The following is a 25,141-nucleotide window of genomic DNA, read 5'->3' as shown; positions in this document are numbered from 1 at the left end:
AATTAGTTGCTTCTCTCAAGTCGAATACTTGATCGAATCAAGAGACCATTGGCGGGGGTCATAGTCGACCAACTCTTTAATTCCACTTCGCTGATTGGCACGAAGAGCCAAGATTTGTTCCTCCGGGGAAGCAAAGTGTCGGTCCCACTCAACTAGTTTTGATGTCATGAGCTTGTGCCAAAGGGGCGGGCAAAGCGTCAAAAAAATTGTGGTTAGGTATCCGCCGATCATCACAGGCGCATCAGGCAGTGGCATCAAGTTCTGGTAGGGCACTTCGCCTTGTGCATGATGATGCGAATGACGACTCAGGTTGAACATGCCCCATGATGTCATTCGACGGTTCGTATTCCAGGAGTGACGTGGCTGAACAGGCTGTTCAGGTAAGCGCACCATGCCGTAATGCTCCATGTAGTTCACGATTTCAAGTAAGGATTTGCCAAATAAAGCGGCCAAGCTAAAACATAGTGCGCCTGTCCAGCCCGCAACCGAAAATGCAGCTACATTCAACACCACGCTCATGAGCAGGCCTCGAATGTACGCATTGTGATAAGACATTACTGGGAGTCCCTTTTTATTCAGGCGTTCAGCTTCAATTTTTGCAGCACTGATATTTCCCTTGATAGTTGAGAGCACTATGTGAAGATATACATTGCGTCCACGTGGTGCTGTCGCTGGATCATGCTCAGTTGACACATAACGATGATGACCGTACACATGCTCAATGGCAAAGCCCGCATCGTAACTAAACGCCAGAAGCCAACGCCCAACCCACAACGAAACGGGATCCCATGTCCGATGCGTTAATTCATGAGCAACCACAGTGCCCATGATTCCAATCAAATAGCCATAGTAAATAATCCCTGAAAAATAGCGATGTACAGACGAGGTTGCCTCCCGCGCCGCAAAGACGTCGTAACTGGTAAGACCCATGACAAATTCACCTAGACCAAGTGGATCTCCTGTCGACATCGTCCACATAAAGCAAAAACCAATCAACAAAAGGAGTGGCAAAGCTAACCACAATTGAACGGTCAAAATCCAGGGCTTGCGGTACTCGGGTGTCACTGTGTCGTCGCCCGTCAACATGTCTCCTAGAACATAAAAGCCCAACAAACTCGCAAAACCCGCAGTGATCCAAGCGCCACCCGCCAAATATGCAACGACTGCGATTACTCCCATCAAATGAAACATCATGAACTTCAGATAATCACCAATGGTCGCCGGAGTTCTCTCAATCAAGGGCAAACCAACCGCTCCATAAAAGCCAGTGTTCATAACCTCTCGAACTACGAAGCGATCTGCATAAATACCTTGTGCTGCAAGCTTGTTCTCCTTTAATTCCTTAATTGCAGCATCAATCATTTGAGGCGGACCACATAAGTAGGCTTGGGTGGCACCCGCAGCTTCCCTACGAATATGGTCCGTTACCAAGCCACGCAAGCCATTCCAGTTGTGATTGGAATTATCTTCACTAAGAATGGGAACAAACCGAAATCCAGGCCAATTCTTTGTGTAAGCGTCAAGGCGATGTAATTCGTATAGATCTTGTTCGGTGCGTGCACCGAACAACAGCGTAACGGGGCGCCGATCACCCTTGCGCTCCATCTCCTCAAGCATCCCAAGTATTGGAGCCAGGCCACTACCACCGGCGATAAATACAACCTTTTCTCCACCCTCACGTAGCCAAAAGTCTCCACCGGGACCTCGTACGGTTAGTATTTCCCCTTCGACCAGCTTATCGAATACATAAGTTGAAAACCGACCACTAGGCACTCTGCGAATGGTGAAGCTGGCCAGACCTTGGTTGTCTGGTGCATTTGAAAATGAATAACTACGAGGTGCGTTTTTGACAGAATCCAGCGTCAACTCGGCGAATTGGCCGGCCTTGTAATTGATTGGCTGATCAAGTTGCACGTCAATTCTCGCTATGTCGTGTGTCAAGAACTCGCGCTTCACAATGCGTCCCGCTACTGGCGAAGAAGTAATCGCGGCGCTCTCGTCCATTTCCACTTCAATGTCCGACTTCAAGCGACTTTGACAAGCCAAAATGTAGCCTTCAGCAATCTCTTCCTCAGAGAGCAGGTACGCGCTCTCAGTCAACTCCTGAACCCTGCCGTCCTTGAGCTTACACTTGCAGGAACCACATCCTCCAACTCTGCAAATATTGGGAATTTCGACGTTTTGACGCAAAGCAGCTAGAAGTAGCGTTTCGTCGGCTTCAACATGAATGAGTTTGCCGTTTATATTGGCTTTGTGGGTTGAGCCTTTGTTTAGAAATTGAAGCATGTCCGCCTCCAAGTGATTTTTATAATGTGAGAAATGGCGATAGACCAAATGAGAATTATTATGCGGAGGGGGTCATTTTCTGCAAAGAGGTGCGTCGGACAAAAAGGGGTCTTTTTCCGCCAATCTTATGCAGTAGTCGTTTGATTTACCTTTGAAGGAAGCTAACTCTTACATACTTCAGATTAAAGAAGTTAACGCGATGTTCAGATCTCTCAACTTCTCGGCACTGACGTCCTTACCCTCGTAAACGAGCCGCTTACCGACCATAAAAGCCAATGGCATGTTGACTGCGTCAACAGCAATTAGACGACCTTCCCTGATATAGAAAACCGCAAATGCATCACCCTCGATGTCGCGGCGAACGACGCGTTCATCATGGTTCTGTGACAATCCCACCATTTGCAGGCGAAGGTCATATTGATTCGACCAGAACCATGGGACGTGGTGGTACGGTTTGTCCTCTCCCATCAGGGTAGCCGCCGCTGTACGGGCTTGTTCGACAGCGTTGGCGACCGATTCGACCCGTTGCATTTGTTTGAAAAAAAGATTTCGGTGGCGGGTACAGTCGCCGATAGCCAGGATGGAGGGATCATTGCTGCGGGTATGTTCATCCACTAAAATACCGTCATCACAAGCCAGTCCAGCGGACTCTGCCAGTTTGGTTTCTGGTACTACTCCTACAGAGACGAGCACAATATCGGCTGGCAAGGTATTCCCGTTCGCCACTACTACGCCAGTCACATGACCGAGACCGTCAGTTGCGAATTCGGTAGCCGTGGTGGTCAACCGCACATCCACTCCCGCGCTGCGGTGCTTTGAATAAAAGAACTCTGAGATCTCTGGTCCTGTGACACGTTGCAATAGGCGTTCTGAGGATTCGAGCACAGTGACGACTAGGCCTGCCTTGATGGCGATTGCTGCCACTTCTAGGCCGATGTAGCCGCCACCAACGATCACCAGCCGTTTACCCGGATTTAGTTGATCACGCAGGACATCGGTGTCGGCGATATCGTGCAGATAATGAATTCCCTTCAAGTCCGCGCCGGGTACTTTCAGACGTCGCACCCGTGACCCAGTGGCCAGGACGAGTCGATCGTATGTCAGAGTGCTCTGATCAGACAAGAGAATGGTTTTATTGCTCCGATTTATCTGCTCAACGCGCACGCCAAGTTTAAGCTGGTGGCCCGCGTTCTCGTATACCGACGATGGTTTCAAGTACAGCGACTCTCGGTCAACACTACCCGCCAGGTAATTCTTCGACAGAGGTGGGCGCTGGTATGGGGGGTAGGGCTCATCTCCTACCAGTACTATATTATGCGGGTATTTTTTCTGGATTAATGTGGTCAGTAGCGCGCCTGCTGCATGCCCACCTCCAACGACAACTGTCGTCTCTTTTTCTTTCGTTGTCATGAGCGCCCTCTCCAACACGTTATTGAGACCGGATTATCCAGCTGGACAATATTATGATTGCGCCCCCCTAACAGCGGTCGGGCGTCTCTGTTTGCTTGTAAAGGAATTAACTTGTATTCTGCGTCAAAGAGATTATCGCAGTGGGGTCAATTTAACCATCATCTCCGAATAGCCACGCACGAAGTTCGACTGCACTCGTTCGGGCTCACCAACAACTTCTATGTTTTCAAAGCGCTTGAGTAATTCCTCCCACAGGATACGCAGTTGTAGTTCGGCCAGACGGTTGCCCATGCATCGGTGAACGCCATAGCCGAACGACAGGTGGTTACGTGCGCCAGAACGGTCGATGAGGAATTGATCCGGATCCGTAAACTTGCGCTCGTCCCGATTTCCCGATGCATACCACATCACTACTCGATCACCTTTTTTGATAGTCCGTCCCCCAAGCTCAACGTCTTGCTTGGCGATTCGGCGCATATAGGCCAAAGGTGTTTGCCAGCGGATGATTTCCGACACCATGTTTGGAATTAGCGCAGGGTTTGCTTTGAGCTTCTTGAACTCTTTCGGAAACTGGTTCATGGCTAGTAAGCCTCCACTCATGGAGTTGCGGGTAGTGTCATTACCACCGACGATGAGTAGTGCCAGATTGCCAATAAACTCCATCGGACGGTTAATCAAGTCACGAGTATCCTCACTGCTTTGCAACAAGCTGATCAAATCAAAGCCTGGCGCCTCACCTGCGGCGCGGCGTGCCTGCTTATCTCGCCAAAGTCGTGAAAAATCGCGGGCCATGTCGGCGGCAGCGTCGAACATGGCCTCCTCGTCGGTGAACTCGCCACCGGTGGCTGATGCGGCACCAGCTAAAAGGTCTGACCAGTAAATTAGTTTGTCACGTTCGTCGTAAGGGAAATCCAAAAGCGTGGCCAGCATGCGTCCGGTTAGCTCCTTTGATACCGTTGGTACCCAGTCAAAGGGTTGGCCCACGGGAAGACTGTCGAGCACATCCCCTGTGCGAGACCGGATTAGGCTCTCCATTTCTTTCAGGTTCTGAGGAGCCACTACGCCTTGCACGGAGCTCCGCTGTGCATCGTGTTTTGGTGGATCCATGGCGATGAACATTTCCACCGAGAGGCCTTCAGGGGGATCGCCAAGGATGATGACCGGCTCGGCGGAAAACAGGTCATGGTGTTTATCGACGAACAGGATGTCCTCATAGCGAGTCACCGACCAGAACGGACCGAATGGACTGTTTTTCTGGAAGTGCACCGGGGCTTCATCACGCAGTCTCTTGAAATAGGCCCGCCATTGCCCTTGCCTGTACAAAAACGGATTGCTCACGTCAATGTCATCAATTCGTAGTGTACCTACGTCTGGCAGCGGGTATTCAACAAAGCTTGGCGTGGGCCTGCGCGCGCCAATTGTTTTCTTTTTGGCACGCATCAAAAATTTCAGACCCTGAATTTGCAAATGCATTGGTATCACCTTGGCGGTGGCATTAATCACTCTGGTCTGAATTTGGTCAAATGTTTTGGATTGTGTTGACATGGGGCTCTCCGATATTTACATCTGAAATTCTGGGAGTCGAACGGTCATGCCGTCCATCGCTTCAGTGGTTTTAACTTGGCAGCCCAAACGTGAGGTTTTTGCCCGCTCTGGCGTCATCGATAGCATCTGCTCTTCCCCATCACCGAATGAACCGATCTTTTCGAACCATTCATCTGCGACTATGATGTGACAAGTGCCACAGGCGCATTCCCCGCCACAGTCCCCATCGATTCCTGGAATGGCGTTATCGACTGCGATTTGCATCAATGATGATCCAGCCTTGAATTCGATAACGTGAGTTGTATTGTTATGCTCAATAAAAATGATTTTGCCCACTGCGTTTCTCCTACTAGTAACTATCATCGCTAGTGATAGTAAATTGCCGTCAACACAACGGCGAGGTCATTTCTTGACGGCACCGGGTCATTTCAAGACAATGCAGTTATTCTCATCCTTGATAGGTGGCGCTGATGACGCGGCAAGCGAATATTTCCCAAAACCTTACAGCCGATATCCCATCAAATTACTCACGACTTATTGCCCGTGAGCTGGATCTGACGGCTAGACAGCTACCAGTTCTGTTACGTGGAACGGGACTCGGAGTTAGACAGTTTCTGAGGGAGGATGGCTTGCTCTCGGCAACTCAACAAGTTCTGATTTTGCGAAATGCGTTGGTGTTGTCTGGCCAGCCCGAATTTGGTTTAATGTTGGGCAAGCGCCTCACGCCGGCGACGCATGGTGCTATGGGGTTTGCCGCTTCAAGCAGCCCAAATTTACTCAGTGCGCTACAGGCTATACATATATTTCTGCCAACGCGGGTAAGCGTCATTGAATTAAATTTGCAGCAAGTTGAAACTCACCTCGAATGCACACTGCATTTTCGGATGTCGCTTGATGCTGACATACAGCGTTGCATGGCAGATACGATAATTAAAGTTCTTCTGGAGTTTGGTGAATTCATTATTGGTCGACCTCTAAATGAGGCTGAAATATTTTTCCCCCATCAGGCACCCGAGTACCATGCGCTGTACTCCGACTATTTGTCGGGGCAGATTCTCTTTAATTGCGATCATTTAAAACTCAGGTTGCCGATGGCGTTGTGTCTGGAGCCGAACGCCTCTGCCAATCATGAAAGCTATCGCTTTGCTCTGCAGCAGTGTGAATCCATGCTCGCGCAACTTCAGACTCACAAACCTAGCTATCAGACGAGAATTAAAAAGATGATGTTGTCCCGTCCGCCCGGAACCCTTAATGAAGATGAAGCGGCAGCTTCTCTATTCATGAGCAAGCGCACCATGGCACGTAAACTCAAAGAGGAAAACACCGGATTCCGGCAAATCCGAGATGAGATTATGTCTCAACAGGCTGCAAGCTACCTGTGCGACAGCAGGTTATCCATTGAGAACATCGCTGTGTTGATGAACTATCATGATAGTGCCAACTTCAGGCGTGCTTTTAAGCGCTGGTTTGACCAACCGCCAGAGACGTTCAGGCTAAATACCAAACCTCAGGCTATGCAATTTAGTTGATTTATGATCTAAATCAACGGTTGATTGAGCTGCTTTAACCGGTGCAAGTGTTCGCCCTGAGCATTTTGATTGATCAAACCTTTGATAATAGCTTGCCAGACGAAATTGCCAATGTCGTTCGGTGTATGGGAGCCATTTGGATCAAACCATGTTGCAACCCAGTTGAGGGCACCAAGGCCAATCAGTCGAAGAAGACGACTATCCACGTCTTTCTGAATAACTCTCTGGCTGATCATTGTTTCGAGAATATCTATCCAAAGAGACTCGTACTGGTCACGCAGTTTTATGATTTCCTTCCGTGCCTCTGGACTCAAGGCTCGCCATTCAAACAGCAGCACATAGACCATGTCGGAATCACCCAGCAGAGCTCGAAGATGTGCATTGATGCAAAGACGCAACTTCTCGACTGGGTCATTCGAACTGGCATAGGCCAATTCTACCTCTTCTGTTACCAGGTAAATTCCACGGCGCATCAGTTCAACAAGAAGTGCCTCCTTGGTGTTGTATCGATAATAAAGGCTGCCTGGCAGCATATTGCAAGCTTCAGCGATTTCCTTAAGTGAGGTTTTCTCAAATCCCTTTTCGCGAAAAAGTCGTGCTGCATTTGACAAAACATTGCCCTGATCATCCAGTTTACTATCGGGTATGGGCGGTTTTTGAACCATAGTTTGTACATCTCCTAAGTGGGGACATTGTATTTCTCATCATTGTCAAAATGGACCGAATCTACACACAAATAATATTCCATTGTGTAAGTCGTTGCCCTTCCGCTTGAACATATTCTTGACTTTAGTTGGTTCACCAACCAAAATTAAGATGTGTGTAAACTTTTAGGCGATTACTATCAATGGCAATAATTGCTTTTGGTCTTTTTTATGCCAATCCCAAATGTTAATGAGCGATCAAATCTGATGACTGAGCCAAACAAAGTTCACCAATGTGGTGCCGTAGAGACTGCGCGGCGTTTTACCGAGCAGGTCCCTCACAACAGCGATCTAGGTATGCAGGTAGTCTTTGTGAATGGCAGTAAGGTGTGTATGCGTCTAACCCCACAGGCATGGATGTTCGCCGATTCCGAAAAAAGGGAAGTAAGCACGAGTATTTTGTATTCACTAGCTGACTCGGCCAGCGGTCTTGCGGTATTCGCTGAGGCACAGGAGCTAACTCCTATAGCTACGTTGAGTTTGCATATGGATTACCTAAGACCCGCTGTTGATAGTCATTCATTGTTGGCGGTGGCCACTTGTCGCCATCTTATGGACGACGTAGCCTTCATCTATTGTGAAATCTTCTGTGAAGGTGATGATGTGCCGCTAGCAACAGGTAGTGCCACATTTATAAGAAATACCCAAGGCCAACGCTTCCAAGTGGCTGAGGCTTCAAGGGGAAGAGCATGAGTCGTACTGTCGATCCTGCTCATCCTCGTCCCACCCCATTTGATGGAAAGAGCGAGTATGACGCTTGGCAGACCTTACTTGATAGTATTCCATACTCACGGCATTTAGGACTCGAGGTTCAACAACACAATGAGGCGATATTTGTTCAACTGCCTTACCGTGACGCTTTTATTGGTAATTTCATGTTGCCAGCACTACACGGCGGTGTAATCGGAGCCTTGATTGAGATTACAGCGCGTATCGCTGCCCAAAGAGAAGATACGCAACTACGCAGCCCCCGTATTCTGGGAAGCAACATCCACTACCTTCGCTCAGCCACGGCGCAAATTACTTTCGCGAACGCGGAGATTGTGCGTCAAGGTCGGCGTACCAGTTTGGTGAGGGTGAGCTGTTGGCAGAGTGAAAGGACTGCACCGATCGCAAACGGAGTTGTTCAGTTGCTGTTCTCTACTTCCGGGAAGAATCAAGATGGTATTGGTAACAAATAAATCATGTTCTGTCGAACGAGACGGATTTCTCGCCGCTGATGGTCGAGAGATTACCTTGTGGCGGTGGCCTCAGTCTGACGGACGCCCCATGCTTCACTGGGCACACGCGACTGGTTTCCATGGTCGTCTTTATAAGCCACTTCTTGATGAACTGTCCGTTGAGTGCAACATCATAGCTTGGGATATGCGTGGACATGGAGCAAGTTCTGATGCAGCCGTTGCTTCTACATTTCGCGGTTGGGAGACCTACTATCAAGATCTAACCGCGTTGTTGGCAAAGTTGGATGAACCAGTTTGGCTTGGAGGTCATTCAATCGGTGCTACATCAAGCATTATGGCGGCTGCTCGCCAGCCAGACAAAGTGTTGGGATTGATACTTTTAGAGCCGGTGATAATGGATTCATGGCAAAGCCGAATGTTGTGGTTGTCCAAGCTGTTGCGTCGATCACACCGGTTGTCGTTGGCCGCTGGAGCCGCACGCCGACGGAATGTGTTCGATTCTTATGTCTCAGCTCTGGAAAACTATCGTGGTCGAGGTGGCTTCAAGACTTGGCCCGAGTCTTGGTTAGAGGCTTATGTCCAACATGCCTTTATACAGGATGGAGATCGTCTTCGTCTTGCATGCTCGCCGTTGTGGGAGAGCTCCACATTCGCTCAAACCGAGCATAACCCGTGGCCTGGCATTCGTCAGTTGAAGTGTCCTGTTGTTGCAATAGCTGCGGAGCGCGCTTCAACTTTCTCATCATTAGCGCAAAGACGTCTTGGAAAGATATTGCCCTCAGCCGAAGTGAGGGTTCTGGCTGGAACTACGCATTTTTTGCCTATGGAACAAACTGAGCTAGTTCGTGATGCGATGCTTAAAATCATGTTGCCAGAATGCAGGCGGAACTAATTCAGAGATTGATCAAATTGCAGTTGTGAGGAGCAAATTAGTGGACAGTCAAGCCCAATATGATTTTATAGGCGTGGGAGCTGGCTCCTCCGGAAGTGTTTTGGCCAATAGGTTGAGCGAAAATGGCAAGTTCACGGTATTGGTATTCGAGGCAGGGCCTAGCGATAAAACCAATATGTTCGTACACATGCCAGCGGGTATGGCTAGTCTTATGCGCAGCCATAAATACAATTGGCGATTTTAGACATCACCACAAGTGCGTATTCTGGTGAATTCGTCCATTTCCTCGAAAGAGGTTAATTGGCCGAATGCACTTACACAAATTTATTTACAGGCCCATATAGGCATCGTCCATTCTGAGGCATATCTGTTTGCGACTTTCCAGCATCTGATAGTGGAACTCGATTTCCATATTAAATCTTCTTTCCCACGGCATGTATTTGGCCTGATGATCGACATTCACGAAGTCACTTGGATTAATGTAAAAAGTCTCTTCGCGCGGTTTTCGCATTGCCTGTAGATTAGTTCCAGAACGAGTTGTTTCCATTCGCTCATCTGATAAATCGTCAGGGCCAACATCTTTGTTAAATTTGATATCTAGTGGCTGTTCCTGTTCTTTGGATTGATAATCTGAAGATTCACTACGCAATGCCTTGATTGTTTTTTGACTCATATCATAACTTGTGATTCGACCTTTAAATTTATAAATGCGAGTCGTGTCCTGGAGTCCGCTAACTTGTTCTGCGAGGTGTATTGTAACGTCGGAGTTTGGGCCCAAGCCAGAAAACTTAGTCAGCTTGATTTGGTTGTGTTCGACAAGACGTTCGACAACAAATTCGTGAACCTGCTGTGTGATTAGTTCCTTGGCTAAATGATCAAGTTTAGAGTTGTCGTCCTTACCTACACGGTGAATGCTATTGAGCTTCGGTTCGAACACGACACCTTGCAGGCTTGATACGATATCGACGATGTGATTATCAATCCAATCCAGCCGTTCGAAAATTGCTTCCTCATTTTCTTTTGTCGATGAAATGTCAAAGACGAGTTGCCAATAACGGAGTTCACTTTCTGAGTCACTAACCAAGTCGCCGACTTCAATTGACCTATCAATTTGATCTCTGTAAGTGGCTGCAATTCTGTGGAAAAGATTTGCTTTTGTAGTTTTGAATAATCTAGCACTTTCAGATACCTGGCCCTCTGTTAGTGATTGCGGATTTTTCACCTTAAGTTTATGAACTACATAGAAAGTCATTTAGTAGCCTCCTGCTAACAGATGTACAATCAATCCAATCCAGAAAAATTCGGTATTCGAAAAAGGCACGTCTTTCTTTTGACGTTTGACACCAATGACCCACACTGTCTCTAGATCAATATTGAACTTGACTGTTTGACGCACAGGACCAACTGATAAGCTGAATCGAGTGCTCAGTCCAAGATCTGTCAAGACATTCCGAATATCGCATTTTTGACTGTAAGAATTTGACCAAAAGAACAAATCTTTGGAGTCGAATCCGAGGAACTGAAGCAGGTCTAAAATGTGGATGAGATTCACAAGATCCTTTTCTTTCATCGATTCGCGGATCACATAATGAGCATCCTCAGTGAAGTTACCGAGTGGATCAAAGTTAGAGTTGAGTTCAAATGGAATTCGTTTAAGAGCCAATATTTCTGATGTTTTTGCAGGTGTTGCCTGCACTCGGTGAATCAAGTCAGCAGTATCTGCATTATCAGGTAATTGTTTTTCAAGGCGTTCGTAGAAGGCTCGGCTCAGGAAAATGCCGTTCGTTTTCGTGTGAGCGAAGCGGGCAGGGCGTAGGTTAGGCGGAAATGATCTAAATATATTTTCAAGATGATAGAGCCGGCTTGCGATTTTCGGGTTGGCAGTGGAACAAGGATTTATCGTATTGCTAGATTGGTTGAGGTAATCAAGTGATCCGAGAATGTAGTCTTTGACGTTAAAAGTACGCAGATTTATTGACTCATCGAGTTGATGAGCTGAACCTTTAAGGCCGTATCTTGAAGCCAATGAGAAGGCGAAACTTTCGCTTTGAGTATCAGTGTTCCCGAGCGCGCCTTCACAAAATTGACTGTTGTACAAGGAGTCGATAACCTCAAACCCGCGATGTGAATAGGTTTCTAGTAGCGTGGTTGTTCCTGCATGCCCGAGAATTCTGCTCGCGACAAATAGTGTTTTGCGATTCACGTTTTCGGGTGTTGTATGAATCAATCTTTCGCCGGTTAACGGATTGTCAGGATTGCAGCAAATTGCACTCTCAAAAAGTCCATATGTCAGCTCGTCAGCAAAGGTATGTCGCAGGGTGTGAATACTCCCTCTGAAAGTAACATTTCGAATGATTTGGTTTAGACGCAAACTAATCTCGCGCGCAGAGGACTGAATCAAATCGCCAAGGTAACTTGCTTTCGCTGTGATTGCTCGGTGCTTTATTCTTTGAAGGATCCCTTTCTCCTCACTTGTAATTTTAGTTTGAGATAACACATAGCGATTGGAAGCAGGAAATTTGGGTCTAAAAACAGAATCGCCCACCACCCTGAGCAGCGGGGTAGTATCTAGAAGCTGCAGATTGACGGGCTTTAGAAAGAGAGACTCAGTTTTCCTCAGACCAAAACGACGAAGAAGAACAAAAATTGCTTGAACCGCTTCGGGCTGGGTTTCTTGAATTTTTTTAAAGATCAGATTTAGTTCTTTCTGAGAAAAGAGATGTGTGGCTGGGTTATAAACCGCACCAATACTGTCGAACTTCACGGACATCAAAGGATTCAGTTCTGCTAGTTTGGAGAATAGGTCCCTAATTTGACGCAGATCGTCTTTAGCAGATTGCAGGATCTGTTGTCTGTCCAGTAGGTAGCCGTTAATGGTTTCAATTGCCTCATCGAGTTGTTCATCATCGATTTCCTGCTCGAGGTTGGTCTCTTTAAAAAGATTCCCAATTCTTCCGTAGTAATTGAGCTTGGTGCTTTTAGCCAAACTTTTTCGTCCAGAGGGTCTTCTACTCTCTATATCTTTGGCATAGCTTAAAAGTGCCGATTTACACAGAGAGGGTCTCGCTGCAATTTCTGTACTTAGTCTTAGCATCGCGCCAAGGGCGTCATCCATGATTGCTTCAATATGGCTTGCGACAGATTTACACAATAGCCCTTGTTCATGGAAGTCAGTTAAAGTGTCCGAGGTGGAGCTCTCCTCGATGGCTTGGTCATGGGTGCCCCCAGAAAAGTTATCCTTAATTTCGAGTCCTGTAGCGCTAACAAATGAGCTTGTAGCGGTCGCTTGGGATGGATTAGGGTCTTTGTTACCGGGATCGGGATATGCAATCGCATCGGTCGCTATAACTTCATGCGAGAGATACTTAGTTGCGGGCGCTAGTCGAGCGTTACTTGCCACGTGATCTGTGTCAGGATCAGTGAGTTGTTGAAAGCTTAGATAATTTGAGCTGCGATGCTTGGTGTCGCCTGAGGCAATCGCGGACAAACAACCGGGTAATTCGTATAGTTGGTAGGATTGCTCAATTTCAGCGAAATAATAAAGTAGGTCTTTTTTGGTGTTAAGCGATGATCCACTGACTCCGAGGCGATTTATTTTAGCCTGCAGGTCACGCCCTAGTTTTTCCAAATTATTGCTGCTCTGGCGAAAGCTTAGTTGATTGACCAGCCGTTCATAATAGTGAATTGACAGGCGATGAAGCTCGTGCCGTCTGACCGGAGTGAGCGGATGGGGCTGCGTATCGACAAAATGAATGTCAATAAATGTTTTATCGGATACTGTTCCAAGCAGGTAATTTCCTTTTAGAACCTGCTGAATTGCTATTTTACAGGTAATGCCATTTAGCTTGATTAAAGAGAGTGCGAACAGAAATTCAAGATTGACCTTTTGTTTCGCCTGGGTGTTGGATTGGAGGATCTCCATGATGCCTGGGTGAGACGCCCGGTATTCCGAATATTTTCGACAAAAGTCGATTGGCACTCTCTCGTTGACGGTACGGCCAACACGCGAGAAGAATTTCATGTCAAGGCCTGGTGCTAACTTTCGAAGAAACCGAGTGAACTTGTAAAAATAGATATCAAAATGAATCCGGTTGCTTAGCTCCAATTGGGCTTGTTTGAGTGCTTTGTCAATTCGATCTTGTGCTTTCTGTTCAGGTCGCAAGCCTTCAATAATTGATTCCGCATCTTGGTAGGCCCTCGCTGAAACTGACTTGTGTAATGCTTTATGTTCAGTCCTTCGCAATTGCAAGCCAAAGCGTTTGGGTATCGACTGCCCCCACACATCAACGTCTTTGCTACTGAATTCAAAATCAATGGATTCACTAATATTTAGGAACTTTAAGATCCTATCTGCAAAGTCACGAACTCGTTGGTGATCCTTATTCATTGTTCTTAGGCTTGATGCGCCGTAAACTGGAATCTTGTCGTTTTCATGGCCTAATAGTCCATCCACAATGTCTCTATCGGTGATCTCGCAGTGGTTACTGACAAAGTGACGCAAGAAATTGGCCTGTAAGGTATCGAAATTTTCAAGGAGTGTTATATCCGCAGAAATACCTTCAATACCGTTTTCTGTCAGGAAAAAGAAAAATGGGATACCTTGAGTGTTTGAAAGGCTTGGCGTGACGAGAAGCGATTCGATTTGTTTCGAAAGCTTAGGCGTGTTGGTTCGAAGTAGATTGGCGAGGCGTTTAAGAGCATTTCGATAGGAGATGCCAATTTCATCAGCGAGCGATTTACAAAGTGGTACCACACGTCTTGGCTCCCTTAGTAAAACATCTTTGTCATCAACAATCGTGAGATCAAAAGTGTCTGTGAATAAATCAAGATCGCAATATGCATCTTTAACGGGTCGCCCGCCCGTTGTTAGATAGATCCGGAAGATCAAGTAGGTAACCCAAGCATTCCAAGACATGCAAAGTGATTTGCTGTTTATGGCATGCTTTAATTGGCTAACCATGATAGCTACATCGGCTCTAAATTTCTCAAGATCAAAAGCGTAAGGGGAGCCCGCGACGTTTTTCTCTTTGTGGATTACGGAATAGTAGGCGCATTTCGAAGGAAGCTCTGATCGAGCGTTTTTTTGTATCAACATTGCTGCCGATTCTGGATGCCCTTGTGCAAGGAGCATCAGTCGTCGGCTGCTTTGCAGCCAGGCATTCGATTCAAACCCGAAATGTACTTTTACCTGATCAATTTTCTCAGGATCGAACTTTCTATCAATCGCCAGGTCGTAGAGGCTCTCATGGGTTTGAATATTCCATTGGTCCTTTAGAAAGTTTTGGAGTTTGGTGGGTAGAGATCTCCGCTCTATCCTTTCGGACGGCAAAAGAGCTGAATGAAGAAAAGTCGTTTTGCCGATATGTTGAAGTGATGGACGAAGTCTCCATATCGCGGAAAAATCCTCCATGAATCCAAACTCCGGTTCTGGCAGATGATGGACTCTGAGTGCTAGCGCACCTTCAAGGTTGGCACCGATTTGATATCCGATCCAAATTAACACGTCTGCTAAAGTGTCATTGGTGATTTCGCTGGTGTTGCCCGCCTCCAAAGTTGCGTAGGCACTGATATGTTCAGCCTGAAGCGGCAAGTGTGGGTTGGTCGGGAAATAGGTCGAAAGGTTGAAATCAAGCAGTACTTGCCCAATGGCTTTTGCCTCTAGCTCAGGGGCGTCCTGATTGTTGTTTTGTTGTCCCTTGGTATGACCGTCAATGTTTGAACCAGTGTGGTCGTCTGGTTGCGCATTACTGAAGTTCTGTTTAAAAAGCGCTTTTAACCTCCGGACTTCCTTGCCATCATCATCGTTTATTTTGTACCTGTTCAATTTCAAAGACTGGATCCCTGAAAGAGAGTCTGGACCAAAGTAAAGAACAGGTTTTTCAGACGGAGAAAAGAAATTCAAGAAACTCTTCTGAATATTCCTCTGATATTTCGTTTCGTTATCGTTTGGAAGAACAGTCGTTGATCTCGATAGACGAAGTTCAGTTTCTAACTTTTCCTTGAATACTTTTTCACTTTTCGATGGCTTGTCGAAGCGTTGAAACAGATGGATCAGAAAATCACGGTTTTGGTTTTCGTTTACTGGCGCAAAAGTTTGGCGTATCTCATTGAGAAATTTAAGATGGGGCATGCGAAATATCACGCTTCCATGGGTGAAACAATAGCATTCAAACAACTGCTTTAATATTAGCAAAGCGGTTTGTGTATAGCCGAAATTGGGATGCTGCTGCCAACTTTGAAAAAGCAGCTCAACAATTGGGTATTCACCGCGTGAAATTTGCTGAGCTCTGAAAATCGGTCGTTTTGTATTGATAGTTTGTAATTGCTGATCACATGCTCCGTAAGCATCGTAGCTTCGGATTATATGGATCAGATGGTGGAGGTTTCTGTAGAAATCATCTTGGTGCGACCATGCTTGTAAAGTTTCCCTGTAGTGCGTAGTGCATAGCCAGCCAAGGCAGTAATGGAGAAAGCCCCCTCCCGCAAAAGGGATAGTAATTTCCGACTCAACCTTATGATTACGTAGCCCGTTATGAAGACGTAGATCTTCCCCGATTGCCCAGCTTCGTCTTAAATTGGTTACAAAGTGAGCGGGAAGGTCTATTTTGTCGGTTACCGCTGCAAGCGCATCCTCAAACTGGCCACAGTCTTGGATTAGATTTGGATTCCAGTTGGGGATATTTTTCATATGGCGGTGTCCCAGCTTGACAACATCGTTGCAAATATCGTTACGATTGCACCGAGAAGACTTGATTTGAACAAGCTATATCGCTTACACTTCGAGCAAGTGGATTGGGGGCTCCCGGTCGGCGCTATAGCCTCGGTGGGTTTCATCGGGGCTTTTCGCTTTTTTGGGGCGGATAAACTTTTAAGCCCCAATTTTCATATCCTTGCCCGACGTTTTTTCGACCTCCAGAGCAATAAAACTTCTCCTTCAAGATTTCAAAAGCACTGTTTGGTTGATCGGGGCGCAGAATGTTAAGGCCAATCGGCCTAGCGACGAGGTCAGCCAGTTGCAGGCCAGGGGAATCCACCTTTTTATCCGCAAAAATAATCTCAAAAGGGAAGTTGATTCCAACGCGATTTGCTCCATCGGTCATCCGACGAAACTCAAGCTCTAACTCGTCGTCTTCTTTTTTACCTCGACATTCAAAGACTACGTGGGTGAGTTGCTTGTGCTGACTCTTCTCCTGCAGGAACTCATAGAGTGTTTCCAAACAAAAGCCTAGTGCTAAATGATAGGGGTTCTCGTTTTGGTCAGGCGAGCCTTTGAGTTTTGATTTGTCGATGACACAACTAGCCAGAATAAAGTTGTGGGTTTTGATTAGTTGACTCAGTTCGTCCAGGAATTTGGTTTTTTGCAGCTTGCTTTTGAAGGTGAATGCGCCTTTTTCTTTTCTGATGTCGTGTTCATGTAGTACAACCAAGTCATGACCGAAGTGCTGGAACTTGAATTGGTGCAGTGCGGAAACAACGCGATTGGCGTAATGCCTTTTGTGAAATATGCAAAAGGCAAGGACGAAAATTGGATAGTTTGGATCCAAATTTTGCATGCCATGGTCACCACTTTCGTCGACATAGACGATGTAGTCACTGAATAAGCTGGGTGTGGTTTGGTCGGTTTTGCTGCTCATTGTGGTCTCGCAGTGACTTTGAAAAGTCTGTGACGAACAAAATTCAGTCGCCTACGGATGTGCCGCAAAGTGGGCCGAGACTCCAAAAACCACAAAAATAGCGAAATAGTACCGAGACGTTAAATGGTGTTATCTCACAGTTTGTGTGTGAAAGCAACAAAGTATAGAAATGCACATCGTCTTGAAAAGCGCGAATTAACGTCGTTTAGAGTGAATGTAAGTTGTATGAGATACATCTTTTCCCCTTGGCCTCCGAAGGTTCGATCCCCGCCAGCCGCGCCATCCCTTATTTGCGCTTCCACACCGTCATTTCACTCAGCGTGTATTGGTGTTTGCGCCGTGTTTCCCGAATCACGAAAGGCACAGCCTGTGGCCCTTGCACCAACGTGAAGTGTTCGCCCAGTATGTCTTTCAGGCCATCAAGTGTGCCGTACGATTCACCGTCTTTCTTGAACCCGCCGATCCATTCTTCGCGTTTGGTGTATTCCTCCATCCAGGTATAGGGCGAGGCCAACACCAAAAGTCCGCCTGAATTGATTCGATTTGCGATGTCAGCAAGGAATCGGCGCGGGGCGTAAAGACGGTCGATCAAATTGGCGGCCAGCACCAGGTCGAATCCAGTGTGAATATTCTTCAAATTACAAGCATCGCCTTGCCAGAACTCGACGCGCTCGGCCGTGTCTGCAAGGGCCAGGGTGTCGAGCCGGCGTTCGTAGTAGTTCAACAACTCACCTTCATCGGGCAAGGTGTAGCGAACGGTACCGGTTTCTTTCAGGCGCGCACCAACTTGAATCAACAGCGTTGAGAAATCAATCCCGACCACTTTGTTGAACATTCTCGCCAACTCGAAGGTTGAGCGCCCGGTGGCACAGCCCAAATCAAGTGCGCGGCCTTGCTTGCCATTGCCCAAGCGTTGGTGTGCATCCATGGCCATGTCGGCCATGGCTTTTGCAAAATTGGGTACACCGAAGGCAGTTTCACCGAAGTGAAATTCGGCGTATTGCGATACCAATGCGTCGTTTTCATAGGTTGACAAAGGATTAACCGCTGGCGTGTCGGTGACCACATAGCGGAAGCCAGCATGCTGAAAGAAGTGCTTTCGGAATGCATAGCGAGAAGCATGGCGACTTTCATTGCCGCATGAAATCCAGCTGCCGCCTTTGATGATGTTGTGGTGGTTGTCGAATGTCGGGCTGGTGAAGTCGTCGTAGATCGGGTGTACATCGAAACCATCGAAGGGGTAGGTGGGGGTTTCACACCACTGCCACACATTGCCCACCACATCGAATAATTCGCCGTGTGCAAACTGATTCACCGGGCAACTAGAGGCCCAGTGATCCAGGTGCAGGTTGGCTTTGGCCTTTGAATTGTTGGGCACATCAGCCAGTTGTGCATGGTCGTAAATGCGATTCCACTCGTCTTCTGTGGGCAAGCGCACGGGCTGGCTTGTTTGCTCCGCTTTCCAGCGGCAAAAGGCACGTGCTTCGTGGTAATTGGTTTCCACTGGCCAATCCCAGGGCATGGCCACTTCTTCGGCCAACAGGCGAAGCGCCCAGCCATCTTTCTCGTGGGGCGCACGCACCCAAAAGGTGGGGTGCGTTGCTTGGGAGAATTGTTGCCAACTGCAGCCTTCTTCATCCCAATAGGTCGGATTCGTGTAAGCACCTGCGTTAACAAATTCGAGGAACTCACCGTTGCTGACCAAATGCCGTGCAGTTTGAAATTCGGGCACATCGGCCTGATGGTGGCCGTATTCATTGTCCCAACCGTAAATGGGTTCGGTAATTGATCGGCCTAACACCACTTTGCCCGCAGGAATGTTCACCAGGCTGTTGGCAGGCGCGGCACCTGTGGTGCGGCAAGGTTGCCAGGCTGGGTGTTGTTTCACAAAGTGCAGGGCATGTTGACGCATCAACACCGATGATGTTTCAAGGTGAATGTGCTCGTGTTCAATGCCCATGATCACGGCCCAGAAGGGGTCGTTCCAGCCAATTGGAAGCGTGAATGGCGTATGGCGAATTACGTCATCGATTACTTCACGTGCTTTTTTGCGATAGGCCCATACTTCCTCGATTGTGGGCCAATCGTAGCGGGCGTCGTCCAGGTCGTCCCAGCTCATTTCATCCACGCCCACAGCGAACATGGATTCCAGCCGTGGATCGATTCGCTTGTCGATCAGGCCCACCAGCAAAAACTTGTTGATGAAGAACGTGGCCGTGTGGCCCAGGTAAAAAATAAGCGGGTGGCGCAGGTTGATCGGCTTTTTGTAATAGGCCTCGTCGCAGGTCAGCAATTCGAACAGCGATTCATATCGGTCAAAGCTGGCGTGAAAGTACTGCAGCAATTCACCTCGTTTGGATTCGATGTCGTTGCCCGCCAGAAAAGGCGTGCGCAGGAAATGTTCACCCTGGGTGTGCATGTTACGTAAAGGGGAGTTCATAAGCGCAAACCTGAAGTGACTGGATGATGAGTTACTGTAATAACATACTTTGTGATTATTACAAGCTGGGGAATTGGCGGAATAGATAATTGCTCGCGAGAAGTTTTGTCATTCATTCGAAAATGCCGTGGATCACCGGCCCCCTCAAATGCAGGGTGGTGTTTCGTCGCTTGTTGCTCAAAATAAGATTGATCGTGGTTTTCGGGTTTTGTCGATTAAGCAAGCTATACGTCAATTTGATCGAATGGCTGATCGTTGAATTGTTGATGATTTAAATTCCGACACTGTCATGAACGACTACACAGCTTTACTTCTTGGTGTTATTTGCGCAGGCCTTGGTGGTGAGCTGTTCGTTCGCGGTGCAGTCGGCCTTGCCCACTGGGCGAGGGTGTCTCCGGGCATCATTGGTGCAACGGTTGCTGCATTTGCCACATCAAGCCCGGAATTGTCGGTCTCTATCAGCTCAGCCTTGGCCGGAAAGCCGCAAATCGCTTTGGGCGATGCGTTGGGCAGTAATGTGGTGAACGTAGCCCTCATTCTTGGGCTGGCATTGGTTATTTCCGGAATACAAAGTCCTCGCGACAGCGTCAAGCGGGACTTCCCCGTGGCCTTGCTGATCCCTGTTTTTACAGCTGTTTTGTTTCTCGATGGCGAGCTTTCCCAGGTCGATGGATTCTTGATGATCAGCATGTTCATTGCCTGGATCGTGGCGGCCATAGTCGAAGCAAGAAAGCAGCGAAGCGCAGCAGAGGAGGTGCTTGCCGAACAGCGAAGGTGGCTGGTGATTCTCTCCTGCATTGCCGGTTTCGCATTTCTGGTGGCGGCCGGAAACTTGATTGTCACCGGGGCAAGAGGCATCGCGGTTGCCTTTGGTGTCGATGAGTTCATCATTGGCGCAACCATTGTGGCCATTGGCACATCGGTGCCCGAGCTTGCAACAACTTTTATGGCCAAAATTCGAGGTCATGATGAAGTTGGCTTGGGCACAATTCTGGGCAGCAATATTTTCAACGGCATTTTCATCGTCGCTGTTGCAGCCATGATTCATCCCATCATCGTTCCTTGGCATGAAGTAGCCATTGCCCTGGTGTTCGGCGTTGTGGCGGTGGTGTTCACTTATCCTCCGCGCAACGGCTTCATTCAACGAAAGCGGGGTGTCTTTTTGCTGGCGCTGTACATTGCATACCTTGCCGCCATTCTTCAGCAGTAAAAGGCTTCTTGTTAACTTGACGTGGTTTGTCAATAAATTGCTGAGGGCAAATTAAGTGAATGCTGTTAAACACATCACCATCTTTATCAACCGCACTTCGGCCGATGTGTATGCCTTCGCCTCAAACCCCCAAAACCTCCCCGCATGGGCTGCTGGCCTGGCCCAATCTCAAGTCAGCAAACAAGGAGATGCCTGGGTGGCCGAAGCGCCCTTTGGCAAGGTGAGGATCGGGTTCGCACCTGCGAACACGCTGGGTGTTCTCGATCACGATGTGCAGCTTGAATCGGGCGTGGTGGTGCACAACCCCATGCGTGTGGTGCCCAATGGCACCGGCAGTGAATTCACTTTCACCTTGTTCCAGCAACCGGGTATGCCGCAACAGCAATTCGAGGAAGACGCGCAAGCAGTTGCAGCAGATCTTCACTCCTTAAAAACACTTCTTGAATCTGAAAGATGATGCAGCGTGCAAGGTACCTTGCCAAAGACCCCCTCGAGTTTGCATTTTCAACTTGCGAGCGTTGGAGATTCGGGTGAAGGCGAAGGCTTGGATTTTGTGTGTAAATTGGAGTTGGCAAGGTAAAATTACCTATTAACTGAAGGTGCAACCGTGATTTCCAGCGAGCTTCAACAGCAAATTCACTTCCTGCGGGAAATAGACAAGCTCAAGGGAGTGCTTAGACAGTCTCCTTTGCTGGATCAAAGCCGCAAAGAAAATTCAGCGGAGCATTCATGGCACTTGGCCATGTACGCGTTTATTCTTTCCGAGCATGCTGCTGTCCATGTCAATGTGGCCAGGGTAATCAAGATGCTTTTGATTCATGACATTGTGGAAATTGATGCGGGCGACACCCCCTTGCATGGTCAACAAGACGGCAAGCAGTTTGAACGGGAACAACAAGCGGCCAAACGCCTGTTCGGCCTGTTGCCGGATACGCAAGGCGATGCGCTTAGCGCCCTGTGGCATGAGTTTGAAGAAGGGCAAAGCGATGATGCCCAATTTGCAAAGGCCCTGGATCGGTTTCAACCGCTGTTGATTAATGTGTTCACCGGTGGTGGTACATGGGTTGAGGGCAAAGTTCAGTATCAACAGGTATTGGAGCGGTATGGTCCTGCGATTCAACGTGGAGCCCCCGTTCTTTGGACGCTTGCGCGAGAATGGGTTGCGGGGCATTTTGACCAATCATCAACTCGTTAAATTTTATGTATATCGAAGGCACCATAAAAACCTGGAATGATGACCGTGGGTTTGGTTTTATTCGGTCCAATGAAGGTCAAATCGAGGTGTTTGTTCATGCCACCGCATTCAATTCTCGGCACATTCGTCCCCATGTAAACCAACGTGTTTATTTCGACCTCGAACTAAGCCCTGAGGGAAAACCAAGAGCCAAGAATGTCCATTTCTCGCGCCCCGTTTCTGGAAACAACCGTGAACGCACAGATAACCCCGCGCAGTGGCAGACCGGATCATTTTTAGCGATTCCCGCTTTTGTGTTTTTGTTTGGTGTGGTTAGCTTGCTCTGGAGGCCACCATTGTTGTTGGCTTTGATCTATGTGCTTGCCAGCACTTTGACTTATGTCACTTATGCCATGGACAAATCAGCTGCCAGGAAAGGGCGCTGGCGAACTTCTGAGAGCACCCTGCACTGCTTGTCTTTGCTGGGTGGTTGGCCGGGAGCCTTGATTGCTCAACACATGCTTAGGCACAAATCAAGCAAGGCTCCGTTTCGGTTTGTTTTCTGGGTAACAGTTTTCTTGAACGTAGCTTTGTTTCTGGTACTGGCTTCCCTTGAAGGCCAGGCATATTGGGCAATCGATACCCGATAAATAAGTTTTCCGTACAACTGTCGATTTCACCATACCCCATTCGACTACCTAGGTAGGCACAACTTTCAAGGAGACTACGATGTCGAACAGCACAGGAACAGTGAAGTTGCACAGGGTACTGCGCGCCCCAGCAGAGCGGGTATACAAGGCGTTTACTGATAAAAGTGCGTTGGAGTATTGGAGCCCACCTTACGGCTTCACAGGTACCATCCATGAAATGGATGTGCGGGAGGGCGGTGGCTATCGCATGTCATTTACCAACTTCAGCACCGGCAGCAGCCACACGTTCGAAGTGAAGTATCTGGAGCTTGTAACCAACCAGCGTATTCGTAGCACAGATCAATTTGATGACCCCAACTTACCTGGTGAAATGGTCGTGACTGTGGATCTTGAAACGGTGGTCTGCGGGACGGCATTGCGGATTGTTCAGGAAGGAATCCCTTCGGTCATACCTGTTGAAATGTGTTATTTAGGTTGGCAGGAATCGCTTGAGCAATTGGCCAAGTTGGTGGAGCCTGATATTCCAGACCATGGTTGACCAAAGTTGTTGTCAAGACGCTTGACCGGCGTCGGGCAAGCTGGGATATTGGTGACTCAAACCGATACCCCGCTCCCCACATGAACAACCACTACTCATTCATCGGCGGCCCCGAGGGCCAATGGCGTGTTACCCGCTGCGAGGCCATTGTTGGTGAACCTATTGAAACCGTGCCAAGGCTGAATGTAGTGAATACCCCGGCAAGCCAGCTAAGCCAGGTTAGCACTTGGGTACTTCAAGGTTTTACCAGCAATGTGCGCTATGCCGAACGGCATGAAATTACCCAGCTGCGTGCAAGGCAAGAGGGATTGAATCGAACTGCCTCCACCTGTGCTGCACTGATTCCAATCAAGAAAAATGCGCAGTGGTGGGCTTTGTCACAAGACGAGCGTCGGGCCATTTTCGAGGCGCAGTCGCATCACACTGAAATTGGCTTGGCCTACTTGCCTGAAATTGCCCGGCAGCTTCACCACTCTCGCGACCTGGGCGAGCCGTTTGATTTTTTAACCTGGTTTGAATTTGCGCCTGAGCACACAGATGCGTTTGATGCGTTGCTTGTCAAACTGCGGACCTCGGAAGAATGGAAGTATGTGGAGCGCGAGATTGATATTCGACTGATGAAGGACAACTTCTGACAGTCAAAGGCAAGTATTCAGTGGGAGAAAAGCATGGAAACACGCAAGCAGGTTTTGATTGTGGGCCTTCAGCCTGAGCTGATAGATTTTTCCAGTCCGGAATACGCGGCATTTCCCGGACTGACTGCTGAGAAGATACTCCAAGGTTTGAACGCAGGCGCAGCCAGCTTACAAGCGCAGGGTTATGACGCACAAATTTGCTTGACCGACTTTGGTGCGACGGCTGACATGGTGCTTCGGAATGCACTGAGTCAGAAACAGTTTGATTGTGTGCTTGTCGGTGCCGGGGTGCGTACTGTGCCCACCCATTTTCTATTGTTCGAGACAATCATCAATACTATTCACACGCATGCACCGGGCGCGAAAATCTGCTTCAACACCAACCCAGGCGACACAGCCGAGGCTGTGAAGCGCTGGATTTAAAGTGTGTGTCACTGAAAATACCCGCGCCCCATTTTAATCAGAACTGTGCCAAACTCCTTTCTCATTTGATTCAGGGGCTTGCAATGAAGTTGCTGCTTTCTTTCTTGTTTTTTATCCATGCGGCTTTTCCAATTTTTGCAGCCGAACCCCCTCAACCGCTTCAAACCATTCAGTCCCTGGATTTACCCCGTTACATGGGCACCTGGTTTGAAATCGCCAAGTACCCCAACCGCTTCCAGAAGCAATGTGTGGCCAACACCAGCGCAGCCTATTCTTTGCGAAAGGACGGCACAGTGAAAGTGCTGAATCGCTGCCAGTTGGCCAACAGCGAGATGGAGGAAGTTGAGGGGCAGGCCCGTCAAATTGGCGGTTTGAAATCGCCCAAGCTTGAGGTACGCTTTGCGCCTGCCTGGTTAAGTTGGCTGCCAATGGTGTGGGGTGATTACTGGGTGATTGACATTGACCCCGAGTACCAGTTGGTTGCGGTTAGCGAGCCCAAGCGAGAATTTTTGTGGGTGTTGTCGCGCACCCAACAGGTGAACCCAGCCAAATATGAGGCGCTGCTGCAACGGCTGAACGCCAAGGGCTTCGACTTGAACAAGCTTGAGCTCTCACCACAAGTCAATTAAACCATGCGCCGTTTGAATCCCCAAAAATTGCGCTGTGCTGCTGTACAATCTGGTTTGTTGGTGCTCTCGGAACAGTCCCTGTTCTGAAGTTAAACGGGAAGCTCTTTAGCGCTGCCCCCGCAACGGTACGCAGACAAGCGTCTAGCTTGGCTCTCATCAAAAACCATTGGGTGTTTTCAAACGCCTGAGAAGGTGGTGAGGGTAAGTCTGCCAGCCCGGATACCGGCCAACAACGGGGTGCGCCAATGGCGCACTGTGTCC

At 48.3% G+C, this 25,141-nt stretch carries 22 protein-coding genes and 1 riboswitch; of the genes, 13 read left to right on the top strand and 9 right to left on the bottom strand.

From position 1 onward, the window contains the following. Positions 1–15 precede the first annotated feature (15 nt). From FCS97_RS02445 to FCS97_RS02430, 4 genes are all read right to left on the bottom strand, one after another. On the bottom strand, positions 16–2,286 hold the full coding sequence (locus tag FCS97_RS02445) for a fatty acid desaturase (protein ID WP_008247232.1): 2,271 nt from the start codon (positions 2,284–2,286) through the stop codon (positions 16–18). A 177-nt stretch (positions 2,287–2,463) separates the two neighbouring features. After that, on the bottom strand, positions 2,464–3,696 hold the full coding sequence (locus FCS97_RS02440; RefSeq protein ID WP_008247233.1) for an NAD(P)/FAD-dependent oxidoreductase: 1,233 nt from the start codon (positions 3,694–3,696) through the stop codon (positions 2,464–2,466). A 132-nt stretch (positions 3,697–3,828) separates the two neighbouring features. Next, positions 3,829–5,241, bottom strand: a complete 1,413-nt coding sequence (locus FCS97_RS02435) for a cytochrome P450 (protein WP_008247244.1) — start codon at positions 5,239–5,241, stop codon at positions 3,829–3,831. A gap of 15 nt (positions 5,242–5,256) precedes the next feature. After that, complete coding sequence (locus tag FCS97_RS02430) at positions 5,257–5,577, bottom strand: 2Fe-2S iron-sulfur cluster-binding protein (protein ID WP_040512148.1); 321 nt, start codon at positions 5,575–5,577, stop codon at positions 5,257–5,259. Positions 5,578–5,711: 134 nt separating this feature from the next. Here FCS97_RS02430 and cypR point away from each other — a divergent pair, with 134 nt between their 5' ends. Then, positions 5,712–6,770, top strand: coding sequence for a transcriptional regulator CypR (gene cypR, locus FCS97_RS02425; RefSeq protein WP_008247248.1), 1,059 nt, complete (start codon positions 5,712–5,714; stop codon positions 6,768–6,770). A gap of 8 nt (positions 6,771–6,778) precedes the next feature. On the opposite strand, the gene FCS97_RS02420 is transcribed toward cypR, so the two are convergent. Then, positions 6,779–7,435, bottom strand: coding sequence for a TetR/AcrR family transcriptional regulator (locus tag FCS97_RS02420; RefSeq protein WP_008247251.1), 657 nt, complete (start codon positions 7,433–7,435; stop codon positions 6,779–6,781). A gap of 210 nt (positions 7,436–7,645) precedes the next feature. Here FCS97_RS02420 and FCS97_RS16805 point away from each other — a divergent pair, with 210 nt between their 5' ends. From FCS97_RS16805 to FCS97_RS16830, 4 genes are all read left to right on the top strand, one after another. Next, complete coding sequence (locus FCS97_RS16805) at positions 7,646–8,167, top strand: PaaI family thioesterase (RefSeq protein ID WP_198006764.1); 522 nt, start codon at positions 7,646–7,648, stop codon at positions 8,165–8,167. Then, a complete protein-coding gene (locus FCS97_RS02410; protein ID WP_008247256.1) occupies positions 8,164–8,655 on the top strand; it encodes a PaaI family thioesterase in 492 nt (163 codons plus the stop codon). Before FCS97_RS16805 ends, FCS97_RS02410 begins: the two co-directional genes overlap by 4 nt. Positions 8,656–8,743: 88 nt before the next feature. Beyond that, on the top strand, positions 8,744–9,547 hold the full coding sequence (locus FCS97_RS02405) for an alpha/beta fold hydrolase (protein WP_008247257.1): 804 nt from the start codon (positions 8,744–8,746) through the stop codon (positions 9,545–9,547). After that, positions 9,504–9,791, top strand: coding sequence for an NAD(P)-binding protein (locus FCS97_RS16830; protein WP_083797051.1), 288 nt, complete (start codon positions 9,504–9,506; stop codon positions 9,789–9,791). The genes FCS97_RS02405 and FCS97_RS16830 overlap by 44 nt, the downstream gene beginning before the upstream one ends. 84 nt (positions 9,792–9,875) lie before the next feature. Here the strand turns inward: FCS97_RS16830 and FCS97_RS02395 are convergent, their stop codons facing one another. From FCS97_RS02395 to ovoA, 4 genes are all read right to left on the bottom strand, one after another. After that, the gene (locus tag FCS97_RS02395) at positions 9,876–10,799 is read right to left on the bottom strand and encodes a hypothetical protein (protein ID WP_008247259.1); all 924 of its coding nucleotides are present in this window, start codon (positions 10,797–10,799) and stop codon (positions 9,876–9,878) included. Beyond that, positions 10,800–16,235: a site-specific integrase gene (locus FCS97_RS02390; protein ID WP_008247264.1), complete on the bottom strand. Its 5,436-nt coding sequence runs from the start codon at positions 16,233–16,235 to the stop codon at positions 10,800–10,802. Positions 16,236–16,377: 142 nt separating this feature from the next. Continuing rightward, positions 16,378–17,181, bottom strand: a complete 804-nt coding sequence (locus FCS97_RS02385) for a DUF3800 domain-containing protein (protein ID WP_050771113.1) — start codon at positions 17,179–17,181, stop codon at positions 16,378–16,380. A gap of 286 nt (positions 17,182–17,467) precedes the next feature. Further along, complete coding sequence (gene ovoA, locus FCS97_RS02380; RefSeq protein WP_246065763.1) at positions 17,468–19,621, bottom strand: 5-histidylcysteine sulfoxide synthase; 2,154 nt, start codon at positions 19,619–19,621, stop codon at positions 17,468–17,470. A 289-nt stretch (positions 19,622–19,910) separates the two neighbouring features. Here ovoA and FCS97_RS02375 point away from each other — a divergent pair, with 289 nt between their 5' ends. The 8 genes from FCS97_RS02375 to FCS97_RS02340 all read left to right on the top strand — a co-directional run bounded on the left by FCS97_RS02375 (position 19,911) and on the right by FCS97_RS02340 (position 24,880). After that, positions 19,911–20,831, top strand: coding sequence for a calcium/sodium antiporter (locus FCS97_RS02375; RefSeq protein ID WP_138516272.1), 921 nt, complete (start codon positions 19,911–19,913; stop codon positions 20,829–20,831). Positions 20,832–20,886: 55 nt separating this feature from the next. Then, positions 20,887–21,288, top strand: a complete 402-nt coding sequence (locus tag FCS97_RS02370) for an SRPBCC family protein (protein WP_138516270.1) — start codon at positions 20,887–20,889, stop codon at positions 21,286–21,288. A gap of 150 nt (positions 21,289–21,438) precedes the next feature. Further along, complete coding sequence (locus tag FCS97_RS02365) at positions 21,439–22,026, top strand: HD domain-containing protein (RefSeq protein WP_138516268.1); 588 nt, start codon at positions 21,439–21,441, stop codon at positions 22,024–22,026. Between the two features lie 5 nt (positions 22,027–22,031). Beyond that, a complete protein-coding gene (locus FCS97_RS02360) occupies positions 22,032–22,655 on the top strand; it encodes a DUF1294 domain-containing protein (protein ID WP_138516266.1) in 624 nt (207 codons plus the stop codon). Positions 22,656–22,734: 79 nt separating this feature from the next. After that, positions 22,735–23,193, top strand: coding sequence for an SRPBCC family protein (locus tag FCS97_RS02355; RefSeq protein WP_138516264.1), 459 nt, complete (start codon positions 22,735–22,737; stop codon positions 23,191–23,193). A gap of 80 nt (positions 23,194–23,273) precedes the next feature. Continuing rightward, positions 23,274–23,828 (top strand): chlorite dismutase family protein, encoded by a 555-nt coding sequence (locus FCS97_RS02350; protein WP_138516262.1) that lies wholly within the window; start codon positions 23,274–23,276, stop codon positions 23,826–23,828. A gap of 33 nt (positions 23,829–23,861) precedes the next feature. After that, entirely contained in the window at positions 23,862–24,251 is a 390-nt protein-coding gene (locus FCS97_RS02345; RefSeq protein WP_138516261.1) for a hypothetical protein, read from the top strand. Between the two features lie 83 nt (positions 24,252–24,334). Continuing rightward, entirely contained in the window at positions 24,335–24,880 is a 546-nt protein-coding gene (locus tag FCS97_RS02340) for a lipocalin family protein (RefSeq protein ID WP_138516259.1), read from the top strand. Positions 24,881–24,921: 41 nt separating this feature from the next. Further along, positions 24,922–25,125: riboswitch (cobalamin riboswitch) on the top strand. Positions 25,126–25,141 lie beyond the last annotated feature (16 nt).

Source organism: Limnobacter alexandrii (assembly GCF_005871185.1).
Taxonomy (GTDB): Bacteria; Pseudomonadota; Gammaproteobacteria; order Burkholderiales; family Burkholderiaceae_B; genus Limnobacter; species Limnobacter alexandrii.
This window is presented reverse-complemented; position numbering and strand designations above follow the sequence as displayed.

Coding starts and splice junctions, on each gene's coding strand:
- FCS97_RS02445 (WP_008247232.1), bottom strand. CDS start 2,286: ATGCTTCAATTTCTAAACAAAGGCTCAACCCACAAAGCCAATATAAAC.
- FCS97_RS02440 (WP_008247233.1), bottom strand. CDS start 3,696: ATGACAACGAAAGAAAAAGAGACGACAGTTGTCGTTGGAGGTGGGCAT.
- FCS97_RS02435 (WP_008247244.1), bottom strand. CDS start 5,241: ATGTCAACACAATCCAAAACATTTGACCAAATTCAGACCAGAGTGATT.
- cypR (WP_008247248.1), top strand. CDS start 5,712: ATGACGCGGCAAGCGAATATTTCCCAAAACCTTACAGCCGATATCCCA.
- FCS97_RS02420 (WP_008247251.1), bottom strand. CDS start 7,435: ATGGTTCAAAAACCGCCCATACCCGATAGTAAACTGGATGATCAGGGC.
- FCS97_RS16805 (WP_198006764.1), top strand. CDS start 7,646: ATGCCAATCCCAAATGTTAATGAGCGATCAAATCTGATGACTGAGCCA.
- FCS97_RS02410 (WP_008247256.1), top strand. CDS start 8,164: ATGAGTCGTACTGTCGATCCTGCTCATCCTCGTCCCACCCCATTTGAT.
- FCS97_RS02405 (WP_008247257.1), top strand. CDS start 8,744: ATGCTTCACTGGGCACACGCGACTGGTTTCCATGGTCGTCTTTATAAG.
- FCS97_RS16830 (WP_083797051.1), top strand. CDS start 9,504: ATGCGATGCTTAAAATCATGTTGCCAGAATGCAGGCGGAACTAATTCA.
- FCS97_RS02395 (WP_008247259.1), bottom strand. CDS start 10,799: ATGACTTTCTATGTAGTTCATAAACTTAAGGTGAAAAATCCGCAATCA.
- FCS97_RS02390 (WP_008247264.1), bottom strand. CDS start 16,235: ATGAAAAATATCCCCAACTGGAATCCAAATCTAATCCAAGACTGTGGC.
- FCS97_RS02385 (WP_050771113.1), bottom strand. CDS start 17,181: ATGAGCAGCAAAACCGACCAAACCACACCCAGCTTATTCAGTGACTAC.
- ovoA (WP_246065763.1), bottom strand. CDS start 19,621: ATGAACTCCCCTTTACGTAACATGCACACCCAGGGTGAACATTTCCTG.
- FCS97_RS02375 (WP_138516272.1), top strand. CDS start 19,911: ATGAACGACTACACAGCTTTACTTCTTGGTGTTATTTGCGCAGGCCTT.
- FCS97_RS02360 (WP_138516266.1), top strand. CDS start 22,032: ATGTATATCGAAGGCACCATAAAAACCTGGAATGATGACCGTGGGTTT.
- FCS97_RS02355 (WP_138516264.1), top strand. CDS start 22,735: ATGTCGAACAGCACAGGAACAGTGAAGTTGCACAGGGTACTGCGCGCC.
- FCS97_RS02350 (WP_138516262.1), top strand. CDS start 23,274: ATGAACAACCACTACTCATTCATCGGCGGCCCCGAGGGCCAATGGCGT.
- FCS97_RS02345 (WP_138516261.1), top strand. CDS start 23,862: ATGGAAACACGCAAGCAGGTTTTGATTGTGGGCCTTCAGCCTGAGCTG.
- FCS97_RS02340 (WP_138516259.1), top strand. CDS start 24,335: ATGAAGTTGCTGCTTTCTTTCTTGTTTTTTATCCATGCGGCTTTTCCA.